Origin of the sequence: Photobacterium gaetbulicola (assembly GCF_003025515.1) — a bacterium.
GTDB lineage: Bacteria > Pseudomonadota > Gammaproteobacteria > Enterobacterales > Vibrionaceae > Photobacterium > Photobacterium gaetbulicola.
The window spans coordinates 31406-54614 of the sequence record NZ_PYME01000033.1; the positions used below are offsets into that span (position 1 = coordinate 31406).

Here is a 23209-nt window from a genome sequence, read left to right on the forward strand (position 1 = left end):
AAAAAAGTTCGGTTATAGATAAAACAAGGGGCAAGCATCTTGCCCCTTACTTCATACGTTCTTAACTTAAAGTTCTAGTGCTTTCTGTACTTTTTCGAACAAGTCTTTGGCTAAGTTATCAAGCTGAGACAGCTTCTCCAGCTCGGCTCGCATCAACGCCTGACGCTGCTGATCGTACTGTCGGTACTTGAGGAATGGTTCAATCAATCGAGACGCTACCTGCGGGTTACTGGTGTTCAATACCGTTAGAATCTCCGTCAGGAACTGGTAGCCAGAGCCATCTTTGGCGTGGAAGCGCACCGGGTTGTTTGCACAGAAACTAGCAACCAAACTACGGGTTCGGTTCGGGTTCTTAATATCAAACGCTTTGTGGTTCATGGTTTCACGCACGTTTTCCAGTGCATTTTCCGCTGGGTTCTTGCCCTGCAGAATAAACCATTTGTCCATCACCAGACCGTCATGCGTCCACTTATCACTGAAATCCGCCATTTGCGCTGGACGACATGCCAACTGTGCATTGTTCGCCGCCGCCATCGCCGCCATGGTATCGGTCATATTGTCTGACGCTTCGTACTGCTTTGCTACTAGACTATTGCCTTGCTCGGTCAATGCAAGGTAAGCCAAACAGGTATTGCGAAGCGAACGTTTTGCCATCGCTTCATGTTCAATGGTATATGCCGCCTGAGTCAATGAGTGGTAGATCGCACTGAACTCATCTTCCATGGCTAGAGCCAATGCCTTCTCAAGCTCAGCCATTACCGTGTTGATAGCATCAACATCGACAGTTTCATACCAACCCGCTACCTCATTTTCACTTGGTAGTGTCAGCATTTCAGCAATAAAGGCCGGATCTAACTTCTCGTCAAGCAGTACGCCACGGAACGCATCGACAACTGATTCTGGCAACACAAAAGACTCACCGTTCTGACAGCGGGTGACATTCTGCTTAATATGTTTAGCCAACAAGATCTGGCCTGCATCCCAACGGGCGAACTCGTTACGCGCATGAACCATCAGGAAAGTCAGCTCAGCATCCGAGTAATCATATTCCAAGATCACCGGCGCAGAGAACTCTCGCAGCATAGAAATAACCGGCTGGTGTTCGATACCATCAAACTCAAACACCTGCTCTGCTTCTGTCACGTCGAGCACGTTATGGATCGGCTCGCCATTACACTGTAACGGAATCACATTGCCCTGCGCATCATACAATTCGATATCAAACGGAATATGCAGTGGATGTTTCTCTTCCTGGCCCGGAGTCGGGGCCGTGTGCTGCCTTACTGTTACACGGTAACGCTTTTCCTGTTCAAGGAATTCAGTCTCAACCTGCACAACCGGGGTACCAGACTGGCTGTACCAACGGCGGAATTTATCAAGGCTGATACCCGAGGCATCTTCCATCGCCTGGACAAAGTCATCACAGGTTGCGGCAGTGCCATCATGACGTTCGAAGTACAACTTCATGCCGGCCTGGAAGTTTTCCTCACCCAGCAAGGTGTGCATCATGCGGATAACTTCACTGCCCTTCTCATACACTGTCAGTGTATAGAAGTTATTCATTTCAATGACTTTTTCAGGACGAATTGGATGCGACATAGGCCCACGGTCCTCGGAGAACTGTGGTCCGCGCATCACGCGAACATTGTTGATGCGGTTCACTGGGCGTGAGCCGAGATCAGAGGAGAACTCCTGGTCACGGAACACAGTCAAACCTTCCTTCAGGCTAAGCTGGAACCAGTCACGGCAAGTCACACGGTTACCGGTCCAGTTATGGAAATACTCGTGACCGATCACCGCTTCGATACCTTGGTAGTCAGTATCTGTTGCCGTTTTCGCGTTCGCCAGTACGTACTTTGAGTTGAAGACGTTCAGGCCTTTGTTTTCCATCGCCCCCATATTGAAGAAATCCACCGCGACGATCATGTAGATATCAAGGTCATACTCGAGCCCGAAGCGCTCTTCATCCCATTTCATTGAGTTGATTAGAGAGGTCATCGCGTATTCGGCACGATCAAGATTGCCCTTGTCGACAAAAATCTCCAGTGCCACATCACGACCGCTAACAGTGGTGTACTTGTCACGCAGCACATCAAAATCCCCTGCCACTAGCGCAAACAGGTAACTTGGTTTCGGAAATGGGTCCTGCCACTGCACCCAGTGGCGGCCATTGCCCAGCTCACCACTGTCAACACGGTTACCGTTGCTCAGCAGATACGGATATTGGGCTTTGTCGGCGATCACTTTGGTCGTGAATCGTGCCAACACATCAGGGCGGTCAAGGTAATAAGTAATACGACGGAAGCCTTCTGCCTCACACTGGGTACAGTATGCACCGCCTGATTTGTACAAGCCTTCAAGCAAGGTGTTTGCTTCAGGGTTGATTTCAGTCTCAATCAGCATCTCGAACGCGGCAGGCAGTCCGTTCACTGTCAACATGCCTTCGCTCTGTTCGAAGTTCGTCCAGCTTTCACCATTGATTTCAATACGAACCAAGGTTAGCGCATCGCCATCAAGCTCCATTGAAGTGGCACCGTCCACTTTTTGCTCAACCTTGCTAACTGCCACGACTCGAGTAGCGGTATCATGCAAGTCAAACTCTAGGGAAAGATCGGTGATCGTGAATTCGGGTGCTTGGTAATCTGAACGGTACTTTGCCGTTGGCTGGATAGTTGGTTGTTCGGCCATGTTTATTCCTTATTTTTCCGCGGTATAGTCTCGCGGTATGTTTCCATTATTCTGTCTTAAGCCAAAGCAGACAAGCATATTACTGGGAATTGGCGAGATGTTTCTCAATTACCTGCTTACACGGTTAATTAATACACATCCAACCCATAATTTGCTGGTTGTACTTTGAAGAGTAGCTTATCATCTTTACTATACTTAACTTACGAGCAGTAATGTTTACCTAAATTCCGCTTTACAGCAAGATCACCGCTTACACAATAAGTTAACAGAACGCCACTATATAACACCAAATGTCCTCTGTTGTCTTGTCGTTGGTAGCTTTTACGCGTATGTTACTGCCCCTATATTTTTCAACGATCTGAAATATTTTGAGACAACCCCGCCTCAAAATAGGGTAAAATCTACGGATTGCAAAATACAACCAAATTAGTTATGAATCATTTTGGACACACAGGGATTATCGACTCCCTGCTTGATACCGATGCATACAAACTGCATATGCAGCAAGCCATCTTTCATCAATATCCCAATGTTGAGGCCGTTGCCGAGTTTCATTGCCGGAGCGACGAAGATCTTCGTCCGTATAGCCAAGAGATTCAAGAGCATATCGAGCGACTAGCAGGCCTTTCTTTCACCCAGGAAGAAATTGAGTACCTGTCTACACTCAGTTTTTTCAAGGCTGACTACCTTGAGTTCCTACAATCTTTCCAGCTCGACAGCAAACAAGTCCACATTGATACCTCTGGTGATCAACTCGCCATTACAATCAAAGGAAAATGGCTGGATATTATTCTTTGGGAAGTACCACTACTGGCCATCATCTGTGAAGTTCGATGCCAGCACTGCTACCCAGATTCGACGGCTGACGACGCTTTGGCTTCACTTAAGCTCAAGCTGGCGAATTTTTATCAGCGTGCCAATGACGAAGGGATCAATATTGACGCATTCTCATTGGTTGACTTTGGTACACGCCGCCGCTTCTCTCGCCATGTACAACATGAGGTGGTTGATTACCTGAAAGAGCATATGCCAGAGTTCAAGGGTACGTCTAACTATCACCTGGCCCGTACCCGTGGCTTGACACCTGTCGGCACCCAGGCCCATGAATGGTTCCAGGCCCATCAGCAACTGGCTGGCGAACTGGCAGACTCGCAACAACTGGCACTCAACCGTTGGTTGCAGGAGTATCCTGATACCCTAGGAATTGCCCTAACCGACTGCATCAATATGGATGCCTTCCTGCGTGACTTTGACCTGCGCTTGTCTGAGCGATTCATCGGCCTACGTCACGATAGCGGTGATCCTATTGCATGGGGTGAGAAAGCCATTGCCCATTACCAGTCACTAGGAATTGATCCAAAAACCAAATCTCTGGTTTTCTCCGATAGCCTGACACTGGATAAGGCATTGACGATCTACAAGCACTTCGCCCACCGTATTAATATCAGTTTTGGTATTGGTACCCAGCTGACGTGCGATCTACCCGGTGTCAAAACACTCAATGTGGTTTTGAAACTGACTGAATGCGAAGGCCGACCAGTAGCGAAAATTTCTGACGAGCCGGGCAAAAGTATTTGCCGCGATGAAGATTACCTGTCTCAGCTTCGACAGGCGTTTAAAGTCGTAAGTTGATCCGAACAGTAGACAATTAATAAAGCGAGGCAAATGCCTCGCTTTATTGTTTTTCCAGTCATCCAGTAGTGTTGGTGATCCTCAACGCTAACAGACCATTATTCCCTTCTCATTACCGCTTCCATTCCAAACTGTTTGTTTGTCAATGTAAGGGTATTGCTTCCCAAGCTAAACTGGCTGTCTTGCTGGCCATCTTCGTAGATAAGCACGATACGGTCATCTTCGATAAAGTAGATCCCGCGATGCTCTTTTTTCTTGCCATTTTTCCCCGACACTTCTGCTGAGAACAAAAAGTCTGGCCGCAGCGACAAGGCTATTTCAGAGACGGCATCGCCGACATCTTGTCCTGAAATTTGAGAAGAACGCCAGTTGCCAGGAAGGTTTTCTGGGGCCAACTTGGTAAAGCGTGCACCATCAAGCAAGAACTGGTTGTAGCTCAGCATATAGCTATGCTGTTGCTCGGGCTGACCATGGGTAAGAAAGGTTACCGTGGTTTCATCGATGTCGTATGTCCCTTCCCACTCTTCAACATTACCACTCGTCTGCAAAAGCCGGATAACAAAGCGGTAATTTGACTTGAACTTAATGTTCATGGCCCGGTAGCTTGCCCCTTCGCTCTCGACCCCGGCATCAGTATTGCTAAACCAGTACCAATCACCGAGTAGAAGCGGATAATCAAACTCCGTTAGATCTGAAGCTCGTGCACTGACAGAAAATGTTGTTAAAAACAGGGTTACAGCAAGAATGATATGTTTCAGCATCGTATTCCCCTAACACCAGAATGGATCACCTACCTTTAACCCTAGCCTGCAATTAGCCCGTAGATGAAAAAAATTGAGGATTAACAGTGCTATTTATTCAACTGTCTCATTGATGAAACAGCTCTATCCAACGGATTTCAATAAAAAAAACGGCACCTCTAAGAGGTGCCGTTGTCGTTGATAATGGTCTTATTGCTTCGCAAGATCAGCTTTGTGATTTAGCGAGATCAGAAGTGATAGCAACCGCTTCTTTCAGGTAAGCATCAGGTGCTTCGTAGTCCTTTGGCACATCATCCAACTTAGCAAAAGGTTTCTTGCCCGCAACCTTCTGACGCTGATTCAACCTTGCCAGGCGCTCTGCATCTTCTTTGTCTTGCTCAGCAATACGCTTGCTCTTGTTAAGGGAGATCGTATTGATATCTTTCTCTTGACGGTACTTAGCAATATCATCCTGAATAAAGCCAAACTCCATATCTTTACTGATACGCTTGTCATGCTTTGCTTTCAGAGAAGGCAGTAACGCCGAGAAATTATAGAGTTTCTGGTACTCCGCCGCCTTGATGCTATCCCAAGGCAAAGCGTTGTCTTCGACACTTTCACCGGTTTCAGAAGGATCAACCGCCGTCGGGAATGCCAAATCCGGTACTACACCTAAGTTCTGCGTACTACCACCGTTAATACGGTAGAACTTCTGGATAGTGTACTGAACATGGCCCAATGGCTTATCAAACAAATCATAAATATGGTTCAGGGAACGGTGCTGCTGAACAGTACCCTTACCAAATGATTGCTCGCCAAGAATCACCGCACGCCCGTAATCCTGCATCGCGGCAGCGAAAATTTCCGATGCTGATGCACTGTAGCGGTTAACCAGTACGGTTAGCGGGCCGTCAAAGTAAACACGATCATCAGAATCGCCATTCACCTTCACTCTTCCATAGCTGTCACGAACCTGTACAACCGGCCCACTGTTGATAAACAACCCCGTCAGCGCTGTCGCCTCGGTAAGTGCACCACCGCCATTGTTACGCAAGTCGATGACAACACCGTCAACTTGCTGATCGTTGAGCTTTGCCAACTCTTTCTTGGTGTCTTCAGACAAGCCAACATAGAAACTTGGAATTTCAATCACCCCAATTTTCTTGCCACTCGACAGTTCAACCGAAGATTTAACAGCGCGGTCTTCTAAGCGAATTTTATCACGGACAATTGTGACATCGTAACTCTTGGCGTTATTCCCCTCAGGAAGGATCTCCAAAACCACTTTACTGCCTTTGGGACCTTTAATCAGCTGAACAACATCATCCAACCGCCAGCCAATGACATCGATCATTTCTTTGCCGTCTTGCGCGACACCGATGATCCTGTCACCTGCAGCGAGCTTTTTCGAAGCAGAAGCCGGGCCACCAGCAACCAAAGAACGGATTACCGTATAGTCATCAACCACTTGCAACACAGCACCAATACCTTCCAGCGAAAGGTTCATTTCTGATTGGAACTGCTCCGCGTTACGCGGTGACAAATAACTGGTATGAGGGTCAACCTCACGAGCAAAGGCGTTCATGTAAATCTGAAAGACATCTTCGCTATGGGTCTGGGTAAGACGCTTGAGCGCGTTGTTATAACGCTTGCCTAAGGTCTCTTTAATTTCATCCCACTCTTTGCCCGCAAGCTTCAGATTCAGTGCATCGTATTTGACTCGCTGACGCCAAATCTCGTTTAGCTCGTTACGGTCTTTCGCCCAGTCCATTTCTGAACGGTCGAGCACCATATCTTCATCGGAATCAAACGTGATTTCACGATCAAGTAATGTCAGCGCGTATTGGTAGCGGTCGTAACGACGTTTGAGTAGCGTATTGAAAATATCGAAAGCTGCTGATGTATCACCTCTTTTCAGTTGATCATCTAGCTGATTTTCCCATTTTTCAAATTGCCTAATGTCGGAAGCAGTAAGGAAGCTTTTGTTGAAATCCAGCATCTCGATATATCGAGTGAAGACACTGGAAGAAAATTCATCATCAAGTGAAAACTGCTTGTAATGCGAACGTGTGAAGCGAGAGGCAACCCTCTTACTAGCCGTCGCATGCTGTTTTTCAGGTTCCAGCTGCGGAAGATCACTTAATGTGTATGTTGCCTCGAGGGCTTGTGCTGAAGCTGCTAGCATCATGCCAGCAGCAATCAGTGAGAAACGGAATCGACCTTTCATGCGTCGAGCATTCTCCTTTACGAACGCAGGTGCTCCGCTTTAACTACCATGGTCAAACCATTTGATAGGCGAACACGCACATCGTCCTTATTAATTTCAACGATAGTTGCCGGCATGTTTCCGCTGCCCATGTTAACACTAACGTTCTTGCCAACGACGACTTCATCAGCAGTCAGTGCACGGGTCGTTTCTGCAGGCTTTTTATTTAGCTTAGTCGTTTTTTGTTTTGTGTTCTTTGGTTTAGCAGATTTTGGACGAATTTTTTTCGCCTTTGCTTCACCATCCTTGCTAGCAGCCGCTTTTGCTTCTGCTTGCTCTTTACGACGAGCACGTACTTTAGCCTTGCTTTCTTCAAGTGCCTTTTTCGCGTGATCTACGTGTTCTTGTTCTAACACACCACAATCGTTGCCATCAAGGTCAACGCGGTTTGCACCCGCTTTCACACCGTGAAGATAACGCCAGGAAGAAGTGTATTGACGTAGAGCGGTACGCAGCTGAGTTTTACTGACTTTAGGGTCTTCACTTAGACGCTCAGCCAAATCTTGGAAGATACCAATCTTAAGTGGCTTCGCTTCACCTTCAACAGTAAAACATTTTGGGAAACGCTCAGCAATGTAGGCAATGACTTCTTTACTGTTCGTTAGCTTTTCAGAGTTTTCCATGGACTTTCCTGACAAAAGCGAGTTTCCTCGCCGTTAGTACTTTAATCAAAAAGAAATTGTTCCGCTATTATAGTTACCTAACGCTGAAAAACCACCGAAAGCATGCAATTAGAGCCTTTTTTGTAGTTCTTCTAACAAAGAAACCAATCCATCCTCATCGGATTGATTAAATCTTGACAAGATTGGGCTATCAATATCCAGCACGCCATACAATTCCCCGTTTACTGTAAATGGGATCACAATCTCAGAATTACTGGCAGCATCACAGGCAATATGACCTTCAAACTGGTGCACATCCTCTACCCGCTGAACACGGTTCTCTGCAATCGCTGTCCCACAGACACCGCGACCAACAGGAATCCTGACACAAGCCGGTTTACCCTGGAACGGCCCCAGTACCAACTGGTCTCCTTTCAAGATATAAAAGCCTACCCAGTTAATATCTTCTAACTCCATGGCCAGTAACGCACTAATATTAGACATATTAGCAATGAGATCAGACTCACCCTCTATCAACGCGATAGCTTGTTTCGTCAACGTTTGATAATTCTCTGATCTAATTTCCATGGCTTACTCCTTTTTGAGCCGTTAGAATGGCTTTTTATCAATAATGGGAATCATTATCATTGTGAACAACAATTCAAACCAAATGATTAACTGGTCTTGGCTAGTAAAGCAAGCAAAACATCATCGTCCCCGCCTGATTGCTGCGAATTTTATCGCGCTCATCGCCACCCTTATCAGTGTCCCCATCCCACTGCTTATGCCTTTGATGGTCGATGAGATCTTACTCGACAAGCCCGCTGGCGGTATTGAATTCCTTAACCACTTTCTGCCTCAATCTCTGCACCAGCCGACCGCCTACATCCTGCTCGTACTGTTGTTCGTTGTCTTAATGCGCGTGGGCAGCCAAGCGCTCAATATCCTACAAAGCCGCCAATTCACACTGGTGGCCAAAGATATCACCTACAACATGCGGCAGCACCTGATCGACAAACTGGGCCGTATCAGCATGCGTCAATACGAAGAACGTGGCAGCGGAGGGATCACCTCACACCTGATCACTGATGTAGAGACCATCGATAAGTTTGTTGGCGATACCCTAAGCCGCTTTCTGATCGGTTTCCTGACCGTTATTGGTACTGCCGCCATTTTACTGTGGTTGAACTGGCAGCTCGGTCTGTTCATCCTGCTGGTCAACCCAATAGTGGTTTACGCCTCTAAACTAATGGGGAACAGAGTAAAAACCCTCAAGAAAAAAGAAAACCAGGCCTTCGAGCGATTCCAACAACGCCTCGTCGAAACCCTTGACGGTATTTACCAACTGCGGGCAGCCAACCGCGAACGGGATTTTCTAAACCAGCTGAAATCCAATGCCAACGATATCCGCTATGATGCAGATAAATATGCCTGGCAATCGGAAGCGGCGGGCCGTATCTCCTTCCTGCTGTTTTTGGTTGGCTTCGAGCTATTCCGTGCCATGGCGATGATCATGGTGTTATTTACAGATCTCACGGTTGGCCAGATGTTTGCCGTATTCGGCTACCTGTGGTTCATGCTCGGTCCGGTCCAGGAGCTGCTGGGTATCCAATTTGCCTGGTACAGTGCCTCGGCGGCCATGCAGCGCCTCAATGGCCTTATTGCCATCGAAGAGGAAGTACGCCCGGTACAGAAAGTGAATCCCTTCAAGGACGATCATCGCCTCGATATAGAAGTAAAGAATATCCACTTTGCCTATGACGAAGACAAAGAAGTCCTGCGCGGTATGAGTCTGCATATCCCTGCCGGCAAACGGGTTGCCTTGGTGGGCTCTTCTGGTGGCGGTAAGTCGACACTGATCCAACTTCTACTAGGGATATACCAGAAGGATGCCGGTGATATCTTGGTCAATGGCCACCCAATAGAAGATGTCAGCTACGAAGCGCTGCGCAACAAAATGGCAGTGGTCCTACAACACCCTGTATTATTTAATGATACTATGCGCCACAACCTCACTTTAGGGGGAGATTACAGCGACAGCCAACTTTGGCAGGCATTGGAAATCGCGCAAATGACCGATGTCACCCAGCGCCTGACCGAGGGGTTGGATACTGAGATTGGTCGCCAGGGGATCAAGCTATCAGGCGGCCAGCGTCAACGGCTTGCGATTGCGCGCATGGTGTTGACTAACCCTGAGTTTGTCATTTTGGATGAAGCAACCTCGGCATTGGACACCGCCACGGAAGCTGCGCTGCATACCGCGCTCAACCAGTTCTTGGCCGATAGGACGACGCTGATTGTTGCTCACCGTTTATCGGCGGTTAAACAAGCCGATGTAATCTACGTACTTGAAGACGGACAGGTCAGCCAAAGCGGTACCCACCACGAGCTGGTCAATGAAGAGGGGTTGTACCAAACCCTGTATGGCTCGGTGCAGTCGGCCGACAGCCAAACCGATTCAGTAACACAAGTATCTGTAGCCAGAGTGAACCTAAAATAATAATATAGTGTTCATTTAAAGCTTTTATTAAAGGAATAACCGTTAATGACCACAGCGAGACTATGTCCCGGTTGCGATTTACCTTTGCTACCGCAGGTCGCTGAACAGGGACAAAGTGCGTATTGTCCACGCTGCAACACCCGCTTATACCGGGGTGGTCATTTTCGTTTTTCCAGTGAACTGGCGATTGCCTTTGCCTGCCTGATCCTTTTCATCCCGGCTCATTTTTTTCCGCTGATCACTATACGCCTGTTCGGTGTCATGATCCCTGCCACCCTGACCTCGGGAACTTTCTCGCTCGCCCCGAGTTTCCCGGCTGTTGCGGCCCTTATTTTGTTCTGTAGCTCCATCGCCCCCTTACTTGTCTGCGGCTCGGTACTGGGTGCACAGCTAGGGCTGAGATTCCGCCGTATCAAGCTGTTTCGCCGGTCGCTCTGGATAATCGAGCACCTCAAACACTGGGCCATGTTCGATGTCTTTTTGGTGAGCTTGGGAATTTCCTGCTTCAAGGTCCAGGACTACGCCGATATTTTTGTCGGACCGGGATTATATTCTCTGGTATTGCTGCAATTGCTTACCGCCCTGCTCCTTACCCGCATCAGCATCAACCGCTACTGGGAAGCCTGGCAGCCAGAAACTGAGCACAAGAAATACAGCCATGCTCGCCATTGCCATCACTGCCACATGACCCAAGATGACCATGAACACTGTGTGCGTTGCGATACCCCGCTTCACAAACGGATGCCACAGTCCATCCAGAAAACATGGGCATATCTGATAGCAGCGACCGTATTTATCTTCCCGGCTAACCTATATCCGATTTCTATTTTTCTAAATAATGGTAAACGAGTCGAAGATACTATCTTCTCCGGTGTCGCCTCATTGGTGAACTCCGATATGATCGGCATTGCCATCATTATTTTTGTTGCCAGTATTGTCGTGCCTGTGGCCAAAATCCTTGGCCTGGCTTTTATCCTACTGACTATCCAATTCAAACGCGGTGTCAACCACCTGCAGCGCATGAAGCTATACCGTTTCATCCAATGGATTGGTAAATGGTCGATGATGGATCTGTTTGTTATCTCGATCATGGTCGCCCTGATAGACCGTGATCAATTACTCGACTTTACCCCCGGGCCGGGTGCAATTGCCTTTGGTGTCGTGGTGGTGCTTACAATGCTTGCCGCAGAAAGCTTAGATTCTCGTCTGATATGGGACAACTATGAACAACGGACCAAATAATCAACAACCTAGACCGGTCAATATAAAGCGCGATCGCGGGATCTCCCCCCTTTGGATCCTGCCTGCGCTTGCCTTGGTACTCGCCGGTTGGCTTGTCTTCAAAGCCGTCAATGAATCCGGAGAGCGGATTAAAATCCACTTCAATGATGCCGCCGGTTTGGTCGCAGGACGCACTACTATCCGTTACCAGGGGCTTGAAGTCGGTATTGTTCGTGACGTTAACCTATCCAATGATCTGAAGAGTATTTATGTCGAAGCCGACATTTACCCAGAAGCGGTCCAGATCCTCCGGACGGGCACCCGTTTCTGGCTGGTCAAGCCAAAGGCGTCTATCACCGGGATCTCCGGCCTGGATGCCCTCGTCTCTGGTAACTATATCGCTTTGCAGCCGGGCGAAGGCAAGTTCACCAATGAATTCGATGCCCTCGACAGCCAGCCTGCCGATACCCCTGTCGGAGAAGGCCTGAAAATCCAACTGCGCGCGCCTAACCTGGGCTCGATCAATATCGGTTCTCAAGTCCTCTATAAGAAAATACCGGTTGGCGAGGTATACAACCACAGCCTCAGCCAGGACAACAAGCAAGTGATCATTGATGTATTGATCAAGCCGCAATACGCTGATCTGGTGACGAATAAAAGCCGTTTTTGGAACGTCAGCGGTATGAGTGCCAATATCGGCTTCAACGGTGTCGATGTTCAGTTCGAAAGCCTTTCCGCAATGATAAGCGGAGCCATTGCGTTTGATTCGCCGGATAAAGGGCTTCCCATCGAGCCTGATCACCTTTTCCGTCTGTATCCGGATCTCAACACCGCAGGACGAGGCATTGCGATAACCATTGACCTGCCGGAGAACAGCAACATCAGCGCAAGTGGCGCACCGATTGTTTACCGCAGCTTGGAAATCGGTCAGATATCCGATATCCGCCTTGATAAAGAGCGCGGCAAGATTGTCGCTCATGCCGCCATCGAGCCGATGATGAGTGATTTACTGACCACTGGGTCCAAAATGTTGCTGGAAGAAGCCGAGCTCTCTTTAAACGGGGTCAAAAACATTGGTAACCTGCTTCGCGGTAACTTCCTGACCCTGATCCCAGGTCCGGGTGAGACCAGCCGCCAGTTCATCGCCATCAACCAAGATGAACTGCAAGAGCAGCAACCTGGTGTAGCCTCATTCGCCCTCTACGCCAATGACAGCTACGGCATTAAACGCGGCACCAAGCTCAAGCATCGGGGCTTGGAAGTGGGCCGGGTAAAATCCGTGAAGCTAGATGGCAATACCGTCCGCTTTGATGTGATAGTCCGCCCTGAGTACACCAAGCTTATTCGCTCTGGCAGCCGGTTTTATCTTGATGGCGGTATCGAGGCAAATTTAAGCAGCAAAGGCCTGGATGTATCAGTCCCGCCGGCAGACCAATTGATCAGCCAAAGTATTAGCTTCACCAGCAGCGGCAGCAGCAAGGTGCTCGATCAATACCCACTTTACAAAAGCCGCCAGCTAGCCACACTTGCCGCAGAAAAGGCGCATGGCTTTACCACTATCGAACTGTTTGCCGATGAGCTTCCCCCGGTAGACAAAGGCAGCCCGGTGCTCTACCGCAATATGCCTGTCGGTGAAGTCAACAGCTACGCACTCTCTCGCGACGGCGTCTCTATCAAAATTAAAATTGATAACCGATATCGCCACCTGATCACCGCAGATACTGTTTTTTGGAATCGTTCGGGGGTGGAAATACAGGCGGGCCTCGATGGCGTCCATGTCAAAGCCGATCCTATCAGCACGTTGATCAAAGGTGGCATTGCCTTTGACGAGATACAAGGCGTTACCAACCGCCTTGGAGACCGCTACAAACTTTATGACAGCTATCTAGAAGCCAAAACCTTCGGCTTGGTTGTCACCATGATCGCAGAAGATGCCAAAACAATTAAAGTAACCACGCCAATTCGCTATCAAGGTGTCAGCGTGGGTAAAGTGATTGAAACTGAGCCCGATTTCGACACTGGAAAAGTGATTGTCAAAGCCCGTCTTTATCCGAAATATGCTGAGACCCTCGCCAAAACTGATAGCCATTTCTGGATTGTGACTCCTCAGATAAGCATCACCGGCGCCAAGGATCTGGATACCCTACTGAGCAGCTATATTGCGGTTACACCGGGCAAAGGCACCTACTCGCAGAGCTTTACGCTAGGTTCAACAAGGCAAGTCAACAACGGGTTGACGGTGATCCTAGAAACAGAAAAACGTAACTCAGTGGCAGAGGGCACGCCGCTGCTATACCGTGATATTCAAGTGGGCGAAGTGGTGAAAGTCAGCCTTGGCGAGTTGGCTGACAGAGTCATTGTCGAGGCGCAGGTCGAAAAGAACTTCAGCCACCTCGTGCGCACTGATAGCGTCTTTTGGAACGTGTCGGGTATCGATGTCACGATCGGCTTGACGGGTGCTTCGGTACAGAGCGGCACCGTTGATAGCCTGCTCCGTGGCGGTATCGCCTTTGCTACGCCTGAGGCTCAGCCACTGGCACCAGTCGCCAAGACTAACAGCCGCTTCCTGCTGCACGACACAGCCAAGCAAGAATGGAAAAACTGGCGCACAGCGATTCCAAAGCACTAAAATGCCAACCAAACCACAACCACCAGAAGGGAGCTGTAATGCTCCTTTCTTTTTACCTCGCTAACCACAAATGATAAACTTCCGCCCCACTGCTAGATAATCGAGACATTCCCTTGCATCCAAATATCCATATCCCAGACGCATTCATTGAACAAATTCGTCAAATTATGCCAGAGCACCTGAGCATGGATGAGTTTATTGCTATCTGTAAAACACCATTGCGTCGCAGTATTCGTGTCAACACCTTGAAGATCAGTGTAAAAGACTTTCTTGCCCGTGTGGCTGACAAAGGCTGGACACTCACTCCGGTGCCATGGTGCGATACAGGGTTCTGGATTGAGCGTGAAGATGAAGAGTCCGTCTCCCTAGGCAACACCGCCGAACACATGGCGGGACTATTCTATATCCAAGAAGCCAGTTCAATGATGCCGGTGGTGGCACTACTCAAAGACAACGACAAGCTCGATTGCGTGCTGGATATGGCCTCGGCACCGGGCTCGAAGACGACCCAGATTGCCAGTGCCATGAATAATCAGGGTGCCTTGGTGGCCAATGAATTGGCAGCCAGCCGTATCAAGGTTCTGCACTCCAACCTACAGCGCTGCGGCGTGTTCAACGCCGCCCTGACCCACTTTGACGGCTGTGTCTTCGGTGGCTGGGCACCTGAATCATTCGACTCTATTTTGCTCGATGCACCCTGCTCGGGTGAAGGGGCTATCCGAAAAGACGACGATGCCATGGCAAACTGGAGCCTTGCCTCTGTTGAAGACATTGCTGCGGTGCAGCGTGATTTGATCATCAGTGGCTTCCAGGCGCTCAAGCCAGGCGGTGTGATGGTCTACTCTACCTGTACCTTGAACCTGAGTGAAAACCAGAAGGTCTGCCAACACCTTAAAGAGACCTTCGGTGATGCGGTTGAGTTCGAATCTTTGGCCGACTTGTTCGATGGCGCTGATAAGGCGCTTACCGAAGAAGGCTTCTTGCATGTCTACCCGCAGATCTTCGACAGCGAGGGCTTTTTCGTCGCCCGTATTCGCAAACTCGCTGCCGTTGAATCTCCAGCGGTGAAAAAGCGCAAGGGTAAATTCCCGTTCAGCCCGGCCAGCAGCAAAGATAGCCAAGCGATTGCCCAGGCTTTCAAGCAAGATCTGGATCTGGACATTCCTGCCGACAGCGAAATTTGGCTTCGCGATAAAGAGGTATGGCTGTTCCCGTCGAAACTGCGTGATCTCCTGAGTGAAATCCGCTTCCAGCGTATCGGTATCAAGCTGGCTGAACAGCACAAAAAAGGTTACCGCTGGCAACATGAAGCCATCATGACTCTGGCAACAGGCCAGGAAAAAACCGCTGTTGCTCTTGATGCGGCGCAGGCAAAAGAGTGGTTCATGGGACGTGATATCCGTCCAGATGACCTCTCGGGCAAGGGTGAGCTCATTGTCACTTACCGTGACTACCCTATCGGTATTGGTAAATGGGTCGGTAACCGCATTAAAAATGGTTTGCCTCGCGAGCTGGTAAGAGACACCAACTTATTTGACATTTAATATCGCGTTCTAAGCAAGTAATTTATGGTTTTAAAGACTAGCATTAAGTTACTGCAACAGATTCGCTCAATAGACAGGATATTTTTGTTAAGTATCAGAGATGAATGACATTCTTAGTGGTAAAACTGGCAAATCGTACTGCTTGAACTAACATTGATAGTGTAATTGATCTCCATTTACTAACCAGTTAGCGCAAGGCTCTCACGAGCCATTCCCCTAAGCCCGAAACAGGAGTCGTTTCGGGCTATTTTTTATCTTTCGCTCCCCCATCTGTCTTTGCCTGGCCTTTTTGATATAACTGTTCATACTCGCGCAAAATCATTGCCACCTCTTTATTGCATCAAATCTAACCATTACGAATCAATCAGTTGAGACCAATTATTACCATTCAGTTTTTTCGAATAACTTAACCGATTTTTTCCGCTATCTTCCATGCTTGACCATTTGTATAGTTACTCCCAAGCCAAACGGCAATGCATTTCAAGGAGCAAACTATGTCAAACGTTCTAGTACTAAAATCAAGCATCCTCGGTGACTACTCGCAATCAAACGGTCTTATCGATCACCTGGTTAATTCAATGCACACCAGTGCCGTTATTGAGCGTGACTTAGCGGCTCAGCCACTGCCGGTTTTGGATGGCGAGATTGCTGGCGGCCTACGCGGTGGTGACAACCTGAGTGAAAAACAGCAAACGGCTCTGGCTCTTTCTGATCAGCTTATTGAAGAAATCAAAGCCAGCGATACCATTGTCATCGGCGCGCCAATGTACAATTTTTCTATTCCGACTCAGCTTAAAAACTGGTTCGACTTGATTGCCCGTGCAGGGGTGACCTTCAGCTACACTGAAAACGGCCCTGTCGGCCTGCTCACCGGCAAAAAAGTCATTGTAGTGACCACTCGAGGCGGTATGCACAAAGGTGGCGACACTGACATCATGGTACCTTACCTGAAAACCTTCCTGGGTTTTGTCGGCCTTAACAATGTCGAAGTGGTTTATAGCGAAGCATTGGCGATGGGCGATGAAATGGCAGCCAAAGGTATTGCACAAGCCAAGCAAGAGCTAGAAAGCCTGGCGCAATAATTGTGTACAGCCGTGCCTTCTCGCGGCACGGCTTGTTGTGCCTTACCCACTCTCGCTACTGTATTGAATATATGGGTAAGGCTTTTTTAGAAATCAAATTGCACGTAGACCGTATTGTAATTACTCCCCCCTTTGATACGGCCGAACTGGGAGGCACTTTCAAAGATGGCTGAGCGGTGATGCAAGCTGTAACCAAACCACACACTATCTAACGGTTTATGGTTGAAAACATCTCCAAGGTTGACGTCAAAAGAGAAATCTAAATAGTTAAGCAGCTTGCTTGGCTCATACCCCTTGCGATCCATCTCCGACTGCTCGATATAGGTAATGCGGTTGACGTAAGACAAGCCCTCTGCCACACCAAAACGCCACTGTACCGGCCATGTGAAGGTGTAATAGGCTTTGATGGCCATGACATATTCTTGCGTTGAGCTTTGAACATCGGAACTCCAGTGCCAAACAAAGCCAGGCGTTAGGTAAATATCCAGTGGGAAGCCGAACAGCTCATCGGTTAGAGGATGGCCGTAGAAGAATGACGTCAGCTGATTGTTGTATTCGTCTTTTACTCTATTGCCAGAGAATATCTCACCAATATTCGACGGTGTTGCCCAGCCATGGGCGACGCGCAAATATGGCTTGTTACTGATACTCGATTTTCGCGGCTTCTTGGCATCATTAAAGAAACCAAAGCCTAAATAACCTTCTCCCTGCCAGTTATCGCTAACCAAAGCAGAATCCCGCGTATTGCTGTCAAAATAGCGAGCATACGCTCCACCCAATAGGTACAAATTAGACGTGACGTGGTAACTAAATGCCGACCCTACCCGCAAATCAACACCTGAAGAAATATCCTCAAAGTTCAGCCCATAGTAGTAACTGTTATAATCACTGTCTTTCCAAAGTAGCGATGCTTTGGGCAGGATGCGCCAATCATCGAACTGGTAATCGCCACCGATAGAAAACTGCGAGCTGAACCTGCCATCAGGATCCGACAACAACTCAAAATCGGTATAGTAGTTTTCATCCCAGCGGTACTTGTACTGCAACCCGAAATCCGCTGTGTCGCCGCCTATCTCATTCTGAAAAGATGATGGAATGTCGATAAAGTGCATTCGAATGAGGGCATTAACTTCCCAGTCTTGCTCACGGTAAAGGTTGAGCCCACCTTCTGTCCCATTGATGAACAGGCGGTTCCCCTGGTAGAACATCATCGGAACAAAACTTGAGACCGTAGAATCCTCGACTACCGATTCTGTCGCATAGGGGATTGATGCACTGCGCATAACCGCCGCGATACCCCACTTTTGTTCACCGTCTCTTTGCTGCCGTAAGTCATCCACCGAGATGAAACCTAAAGGCTTTGTATCTTCCGCGACCACAGGTTGTTGTTCTGTCTCGGCTGCCAAGGCAACCAATGGCAGACAAGCGATGAATCCAAAATGTTTAAACAAGCAATAGCCCTCAAAAATAACCCGCAACTATAATAGTAGCTGTCTCATACTTATATATACCTGAATTTATCGACATTTTTGTCGTGCTAGAGTAAAAAAGTTGTCATTCCGAGACAAAAAAGCACAAAAAAAGCCCGATCACATGATCGGGCCTTTATAAATCAGTTTTAACAATTACTGATGAGAAGCGATTTCTGCTTTCTTCAGTTCTTTCACACTCTTGCTTACTTCACGGCGCTCTTTAGAGAGTTCAGCACTGATGATGATGTGGTCGTCAACACGATCTTCGTAATCGCCTTTCATGTTTTCAACGATTTCGACGATCTGATCGTGTGTCATATCAGCTTTGATATAGTCGAGTAGGTTTTCCAATAATTCAACACGCTTACGGTTGTCGCGAATTTTACGGTCGTTGTCCAGAATTTCACGCTTTAGCTTGTTCTTACGACGAGTTTGGCGAACTAGCTCTAGGATAGTGTTCATTGTTTGTCCTTATATGAATCTACAAAACCTAACTGCCTCCCGTTATAGCAGAAACCGGTATTGCCACTCAAGTCACATTTTGAGCAGTTAAACCAAAACCAGCCGCTTCCTTGACTTATTTCAGTTTCACTCAAGAGAGAGCACTTATACATCACAAAATAATGAAAGCTAAAAGTAAGACTTAGTTAAACTTGTGAGGCTATTTCAGTGGCGGTTCAGGTTGTCGAAAATCCTGTGAAAGTCACCACAAAATTCTCATTTTTTTATTTGCAATTAGCTCAATGCTGCCTAATCTTTAATTGACCAGTAGTGTTTGGCATTGAAACAACAGTGACTCTGAATCGCTTCATCTAGCTATACTGTTTTGCAGTCCAACTGGAGCAAAAAGATTCAATTGTTACCTAGGTTAAATAGTATTGGCATATGTACAGATGTAAGTTATTCAGGAGACAACATGTCTAAAGCAACAGGTACCGTTAAGTGGTTCAATGAAGAAAAAGGTTTTGGTTTCATCACACAGGACAACGGCGGTGCTGATGTATTCGTTCATTTCCGTGCGATCACTGGCGACGGTTTCAAAACGCTAGCGGAAGGTCAGAAAGTTAGCTTTGAAACAGAGCAAGGTCCAAAAGGTCTGCAAGCGGCGAACGTAGAAAAGATTTAATTTCTTGTTCACACTTGGACAAAAGGGCTGCTCAGGCCCTTTTTTACTTTCTAGATTAATACTTTACTCCTCTAAAAACACGTTAAACCACAGTAACTGCTCTATTTTCGACCTTTCACTCTAATGTGCCGACAAATTAGTCAAAAAAGCGATAACCTTTTGTTTAACCTTGTCAATGCAGTGGTTTTGCCGCCATCTAAATCACACTTTTCAATATAAATAATTAAATTTTAAAGTATTTGCTTGCCTCCCACCCTCTCGTGTGGCCTAATGTGCTTGGCCTGAAATGCAGACCTATTTATGCAACAAATTGAAATAGAAAACTTCGTTACACCGCTTCATCGAGCGACGTTGTCCTGAAGAGCTCAACATTCTTTTGTCCATAAGTAATTCATTATGATGGCTTAAGTACGCAACAAGCGTTAATTATTTATTTTATTCAGGAGACATCACATGTCTAAAGCAACTGGTATCGTTAAGTGGTTCAACGACGAGAAAGGTTTTGGTTTCATCACTCAAGACAACGGCGGTGCTGACGTATTCGTTCACTTCCGTGCTATCGCTGGTGAAGGCTTCAAATCTCTAGCTGAAGGCCAGAAAGTATCTTTCGACATCGAACAAGGTCAGAAAGGTCCTCAAGCTGCTAACGTTGAGCGCATCTAATTCGCGTTAACGTGAAGAATATTGAAAGGGTGCCCAAGGGCGCCCTTTTTTATTTTCTTATCCCCTCACCTCTATATCTCGTCCTGCCTGCTGAAGCATTTGATACCAAGGCCAATATCAATCAGCCTTGTATTTCTTGATAATCAGCGTCATCAACCTCAAGAGTTCGACGGGTACAGACCGTGGGGCTACCTAGAGCAGCAGTAAACCACAGCCGATAATTGCACCTGAAGCAAACAATGAAATAATACAGAAACCCATAATATCTTTGGCATTTAGTCCCGCGATACTGAGAGCAGGCAAAGCCCAGAAAGGCTGAATCATATTAGTCCAGGCATCGCCCCACGCAATCGCCATCGCTGTCTTGGCTGCTGGGACACCAAGCTCTGCGCCTGCTGGCATCATAATGGGAGCCTGAACGGCCCATTGGCCCCCACCAGATGGCACAAAGAAATTAACGATCCCTGCACTGATGAAGGTAAACAGCGGGAACGTGTGTTCGTTTGAGATACTGACAAACATATCTGACATCGCCCCAGCCAACGAGATGCCCTCAGGGCCTTTAGCAACCATCATTCCCATGATTCCGGCGTAGAAAGGGAACTGCAGTAAAATCCCGGCGGTATTTTTGGTACCTTCGGCTACCGCTTTCAATAATCGTTTAGGCGTTCCATGTAACAGAATGGCAGTAAACAAGAAGATGAAATTCACAATGTTAAGGTTAAGCGCAAAACCGTTCTCGCTGAAATACATCACAATGTAGCTAAATCCCAACAATGCCAGCAAGCGATTCACCCAAGGTGATTGCTCTAGCTTCTCAGCCGGTGTTAAATCTGTGCTTTTTTCCTCTTCCGGGCTCTCATCCAGTGACAAAAGGGCCGGTGAAATAGTCACAACCTGATCCGCTGACGGGTGCATAGAGCGATTCAACAAAGGAATGGTGATCAGCATGGCCAAAAGAATAACAATGTTCATGCTCGAGAAAAGCGTTTCCGCGGTTGAAACCGGTGACAATACCGCACCGGCGGTCACTGCCTCCAAGTTACTTCCCGAGGCAAGCGCTAATGGCACCGAGCCAGAAAGCCCAGCATGCCAGAACAGGAAGCCGGTATAAGCCGATGCTATCAGGAGTCGGTAATCGACGCCTTTGACCTTGGCAGCAAGTTCACGGGCAAAAATAGCCCCGACGACTAGGCCGAACCCCCAGTTAATCCAGCAAGCAATCGCGGAAACGACAGTGACAATCAAAATAGCATGGCCCGGCGTTTTGGCTGTCATCGCAAGGAATGACAAGGCCCGGCGAAACACGGGAGCAGAAGCCATGGCATGACCCGTAACAACAACGAGAGCCATCTGCATAGCAAAAGTCAGCAAAGACCAAAATCCGCCCGAAAAAGCATTGACCATCTGAATCGGGCTTTGTTGAGTTACCGGCATTGCAATAAGGAAGACAGCAAAAGTTAACAATGCAGCGAATAAGAACGGATCAGGCAGATAACGTTGCACCAGTGCGGTACATATCGTTGATAAACGCTGGATTAAGGTTGGTTTTTGATAGGATAGAGTTTCAGTAGCCATTTCCTTCTCCTTTAGAATATGTCTACACGTGATTGGATATAATTGAGTTATTTCTCACCCACCATTGAAGCTTAACCCCAGCTAAATTGACACTTGTAAAAACAGGAAGTCGATTTGCAAATACTGGAAAACTACACCTGAGATATCTGGCTGGGTTAACGGTATTGATGGTTATTTCTTGTTATGGCCAGGGCCTTCCCGCCACCTTAAAATTGACCAAGTCATTAACCCACAGCGAATACGATAATTACCCTCCTTTCATCGTGTTCATTTTTGAGCCAGGGTTATTAAATATAAGACCCCGCTCCCCAGCATTTTACAACGTCGACAAGTTCTCCTAGTTTTTTAACACAACCATTGATGATTAATTGGGATGACCACATGACACGGTCGATATTACCTCTCGCCATAACTACCGTATTTATTTCAATGCCTACGCGATAGAGCCGATCCCAAAAAAAAGTGGCTTTTCTGGCTTTGTTAATATCGGTGCTGGTGGCGTGAGTGTCGAGTCCAATAATCTCGCCAAATTTGGCTCGGTCGACTTAAGCAACAACACCCTGAGATCAATCAATACCAAACCCGACAGCGAAGAGTCGGCCCTGCCAGTTATCGCCGCCGAGCTCGCCTATACCTTTGCTAATAGCCGAACCCAAATTTTCATTGGTAACCAACTGGAAGACTACATCCGTTTCGACTTCTCAACCCTAGCCGGAGTCAGGCAAGAAATTGGCAAGGCTGGCATATTGGGAGCAAGCTTCCTTTACACCCCACTAACCACAGAAGTGTGGGCAGATCCTTTCCTGACCGGCATCCCGAGAACAAAAACAGATCGTTCTGCCAATGGCTATCGCTTGATCTGGGATCGGATGTACGGCACAGGCCTGGAGCTCAGGTATTCCTACCGCGATGTCGATATTGATGATGAACGAAGTGGGGTCTCTCTGGGTTTGGATAACCAAGAGCGGGCTTTACTGAACCGCAACGGGGATGTTCACCGCTTCACCGTGCAGTACACCTTCACATGGGATTCCCCAAGACATCGACTAGTGCCTTCTTTTTCTGTTATCGATCACCAGAGCGATGGCGATGCGATGGCTTACGATGCCTATTCACTAGGGGCAAACTATATCTACTCCATAAACCGCTGGCGCCTCGTCACTAACGTCTATCTCTCTGAGCTTTCATTTGACGAAGTCCACCCTGTCTATGATAGAAAAATAGATAGTAGCCAACTGGGCGCAAGCTTCACTGCGTTTTATGCCAGCCCCTTTGGTTGGAAGAACTGGCTGGCAAACGGTACTGTCGCTTGGTTCGACGACGATAGTGATGTCGATTTCTATGATGCATCAGTCAGCTTGTTCAGTGTTGGCCTGCTCTATCGCTTCTAACTGCCTCATCATGAAATGGAAATGACGCCAGGCAACGATTTTTAATCGTGACCTGGCGTTGACCATGAGGCGGGT

The 23209-nt window shown here is 47.7% G+C and carries 17 protein-coding genes; 9 read left to right on the forward strand and 8 right to left on the reverse strand.

Annotated features, from left to right (window positions below):
• Positions 1-66: 66 nt before the first annotated feature.
• Positions 67-2688, reverse strand: coding sequence for an aminopeptidase N (gene pepN / locus C9J03_RS22375; protein ID WP_044623302.1), 2622 nt, complete (start codon positions 2686-2688; stop codon positions 67-69).
• Between the two features lie 432 nt (positions 2689-3120).
• Between pepN and pncB the strand changes: the two genes are divergently transcribed.
• A complete protein-coding gene (gene pncB / locus C9J03_RS22380; RefSeq protein ID WP_044623301.1) occupies positions 3121-4320 on the forward strand; it encodes a nicotinate phosphoribosyltransferase in 1200 nt (399 codons plus the stop codon).
• Between the two features lie 98 nt (positions 4321-4418).
• Here the strand turns inward: pncB and C9J03_RS22385 are convergent, their stop codons facing one another.
• From C9J03_RS22385 to C9J03_RS22400, 4 genes are all read right to left on the reverse strand, one after another.
• Positions 4419-5081 carry a lipocalin-like domain-containing protein gene (locus tag C9J03_RS22385; RefSeq protein ID WP_039461144.1) on the reverse strand — a complete coding sequence of 221 codons (663 nt, stop codon included), beginning with the start codon at positions 5079-5081 and terminating at the stop codon, positions 4419-4421.
• A 205-nt stretch (positions 5082-5286) separates the two neighbouring features.
• Complete coding sequence (gene prc, locus C9J03_RS22390; protein ID WP_044623300.1) at positions 5287-7287, reverse strand: carboxy terminal-processing peptidase; 2001 nt, start codon at positions 7285-7287, stop codon at positions 5287-5289.
• Between the two features lie 17 nt (positions 7288-7304).
• Positions 7305-7949 (reverse strand): RNA chaperone ProQ, encoded by a 645-nt coding sequence (gene proQ, locus C9J03_RS22395; protein ID WP_044623299.1) that lies wholly within the window; start codon positions 7947-7949, stop codon positions 7305-7307.
• Positions 7950-8057: 108 nt separating this feature from the next.
• A complete protein-coding gene (locus tag C9J03_RS22400) occupies positions 8058-8510 on the reverse strand; it encodes a GAF domain-containing protein (protein ID WP_082008529.1) in 453 nt (150 codons plus the stop codon).
• Positions 8511-8559: 49 nt separating this feature from the next.
• Here C9J03_RS22400 and C9J03_RS22405 point away from each other — a divergent pair, with 49 nt between their 5' ends.
• From C9J03_RS22405 to C9J03_RS22425, 5 genes are all read left to right on the forward strand, one after another.
• Complete coding sequence (locus C9J03_RS22405) at positions 8560-10428, forward strand: ABC transporter ATP-binding protein (protein WP_231580662.1); 1869 nt, start codon at positions 8560-8562, stop codon at positions 10426-10428.
• Positions 10429-10473: 45 nt separating this feature from the next.
• A complete protein-coding gene (locus tag C9J03_RS22410; protein WP_039461137.1) occupies positions 10474-11670 on the forward strand; it encodes a paraquat-inducible protein A in 1197 nt (398 codons plus the stop codon).
• Entirely contained in the window at positions 11651-14278 is a 2628-nt protein-coding gene (locus C9J03_RS22415; protein ID WP_044623298.1) for an MlaD family protein, read from the forward strand. Before C9J03_RS22410 ends, C9J03_RS22415 begins: the two co-directional genes overlap by 20 nt.
• Positions 14279-14391: 113 nt before the next feature.
• Entirely contained in the window at positions 14392-15822 is a 1431-nt protein-coding gene (gene rsmF / locus C9J03_RS22420) for a 16S rRNA (cytosine(1407)-C(5))-methyltransferase RsmF (protein WP_044623297.1), read from the forward strand.
• Positions 15823-16316: 494 nt separating this feature from the next.
• Positions 16317-16904 (forward strand): FMN-dependent NADH-azoreductase, encoded by a 588-nt coding sequence (locus C9J03_RS22425; RefSeq protein WP_044623296.1) that lies wholly within the window; start codon positions 16317-16319, stop codon positions 16902-16904.
• An 86-nt stretch (positions 16905-16990) separates the two neighbouring features.
• Here C9J03_RS22425 and C9J03_RS22430 read toward each other — a convergent pair whose 3' ends face one another.
• A complete protein-coding gene (locus C9J03_RS22430; protein ID WP_231580734.1) occupies positions 16991-18250 on the reverse strand; it encodes a MipA/OmpV family protein in 1260 nt (419 codons plus the stop codon).
• A 279-nt stretch (positions 18251-18529) separates the two neighbouring features.
• The gene (locus C9J03_RS22435) at positions 18530-18838 is read right to left on the reverse strand and encodes a DUF496 family protein (protein ID WP_039461131.1); all 309 of its coding nucleotides are present in this window, start codon (positions 18836-18838) and stop codon (positions 18530-18532) included.
• A gap of 454 nt (positions 18839-19292) precedes the next feature.
• On the opposite strand from C9J03_RS22435, the gene cspE (C9J03_RS22440) reads away from it, so the two are divergent.
• Both cspE (C9J03_RS22440) and cspE (C9J03_RS22445) read left to right on the forward strand, forming a co-directional pair.
• The gene (gene cspE, locus C9J03_RS22440) at positions 19293-19502 is read left to right on the forward strand and encodes a transcription antiterminator/RNA stability regulator CspE (RefSeq protein ID WP_039461130.1); all 210 of its coding nucleotides are present in this window, start codon (positions 19293-19295) and stop codon (positions 19500-19502) included.
• Positions 19503-19955: 453 nt separating this feature from the next.
• Positions 19956-20165, forward strand: a complete 210-nt coding sequence (gene cspE, locus C9J03_RS22445; protein ID WP_036830632.1) for a transcription antiterminator/RNA stability regulator CspE — start codon at positions 19956-19958, stop codon at positions 20163-20165.
• Between the two features lie 192 nt (positions 20166-20357).
• On the opposite strand, the gene C9J03_RS22450 is transcribed toward cspE (C9J03_RS22445), so the two are convergent.
• Positions 20358-21743, reverse strand: a complete 1386-nt coding sequence (locus C9J03_RS22450) for a short-chain fatty acid transporter (RefSeq protein ID WP_044623295.1) — start codon at positions 21741-21743, stop codon at positions 20358-20360.
• Between the two features lie 449 nt (positions 21744-22192).
• On the opposite strand from C9J03_RS22450, the gene C9J03_RS22455 reads away from it, so the two are divergent.
• On the forward strand, positions 22193-23134 hold the full coding sequence (locus C9J03_RS22455) for a DUF2860 family protein (RefSeq protein WP_276329433.1): 942 nt from the start codon (positions 22193-22195) through the stop codon (positions 23132-23134).
• Positions 23135-23209 lie beyond the last annotated feature (75 nt).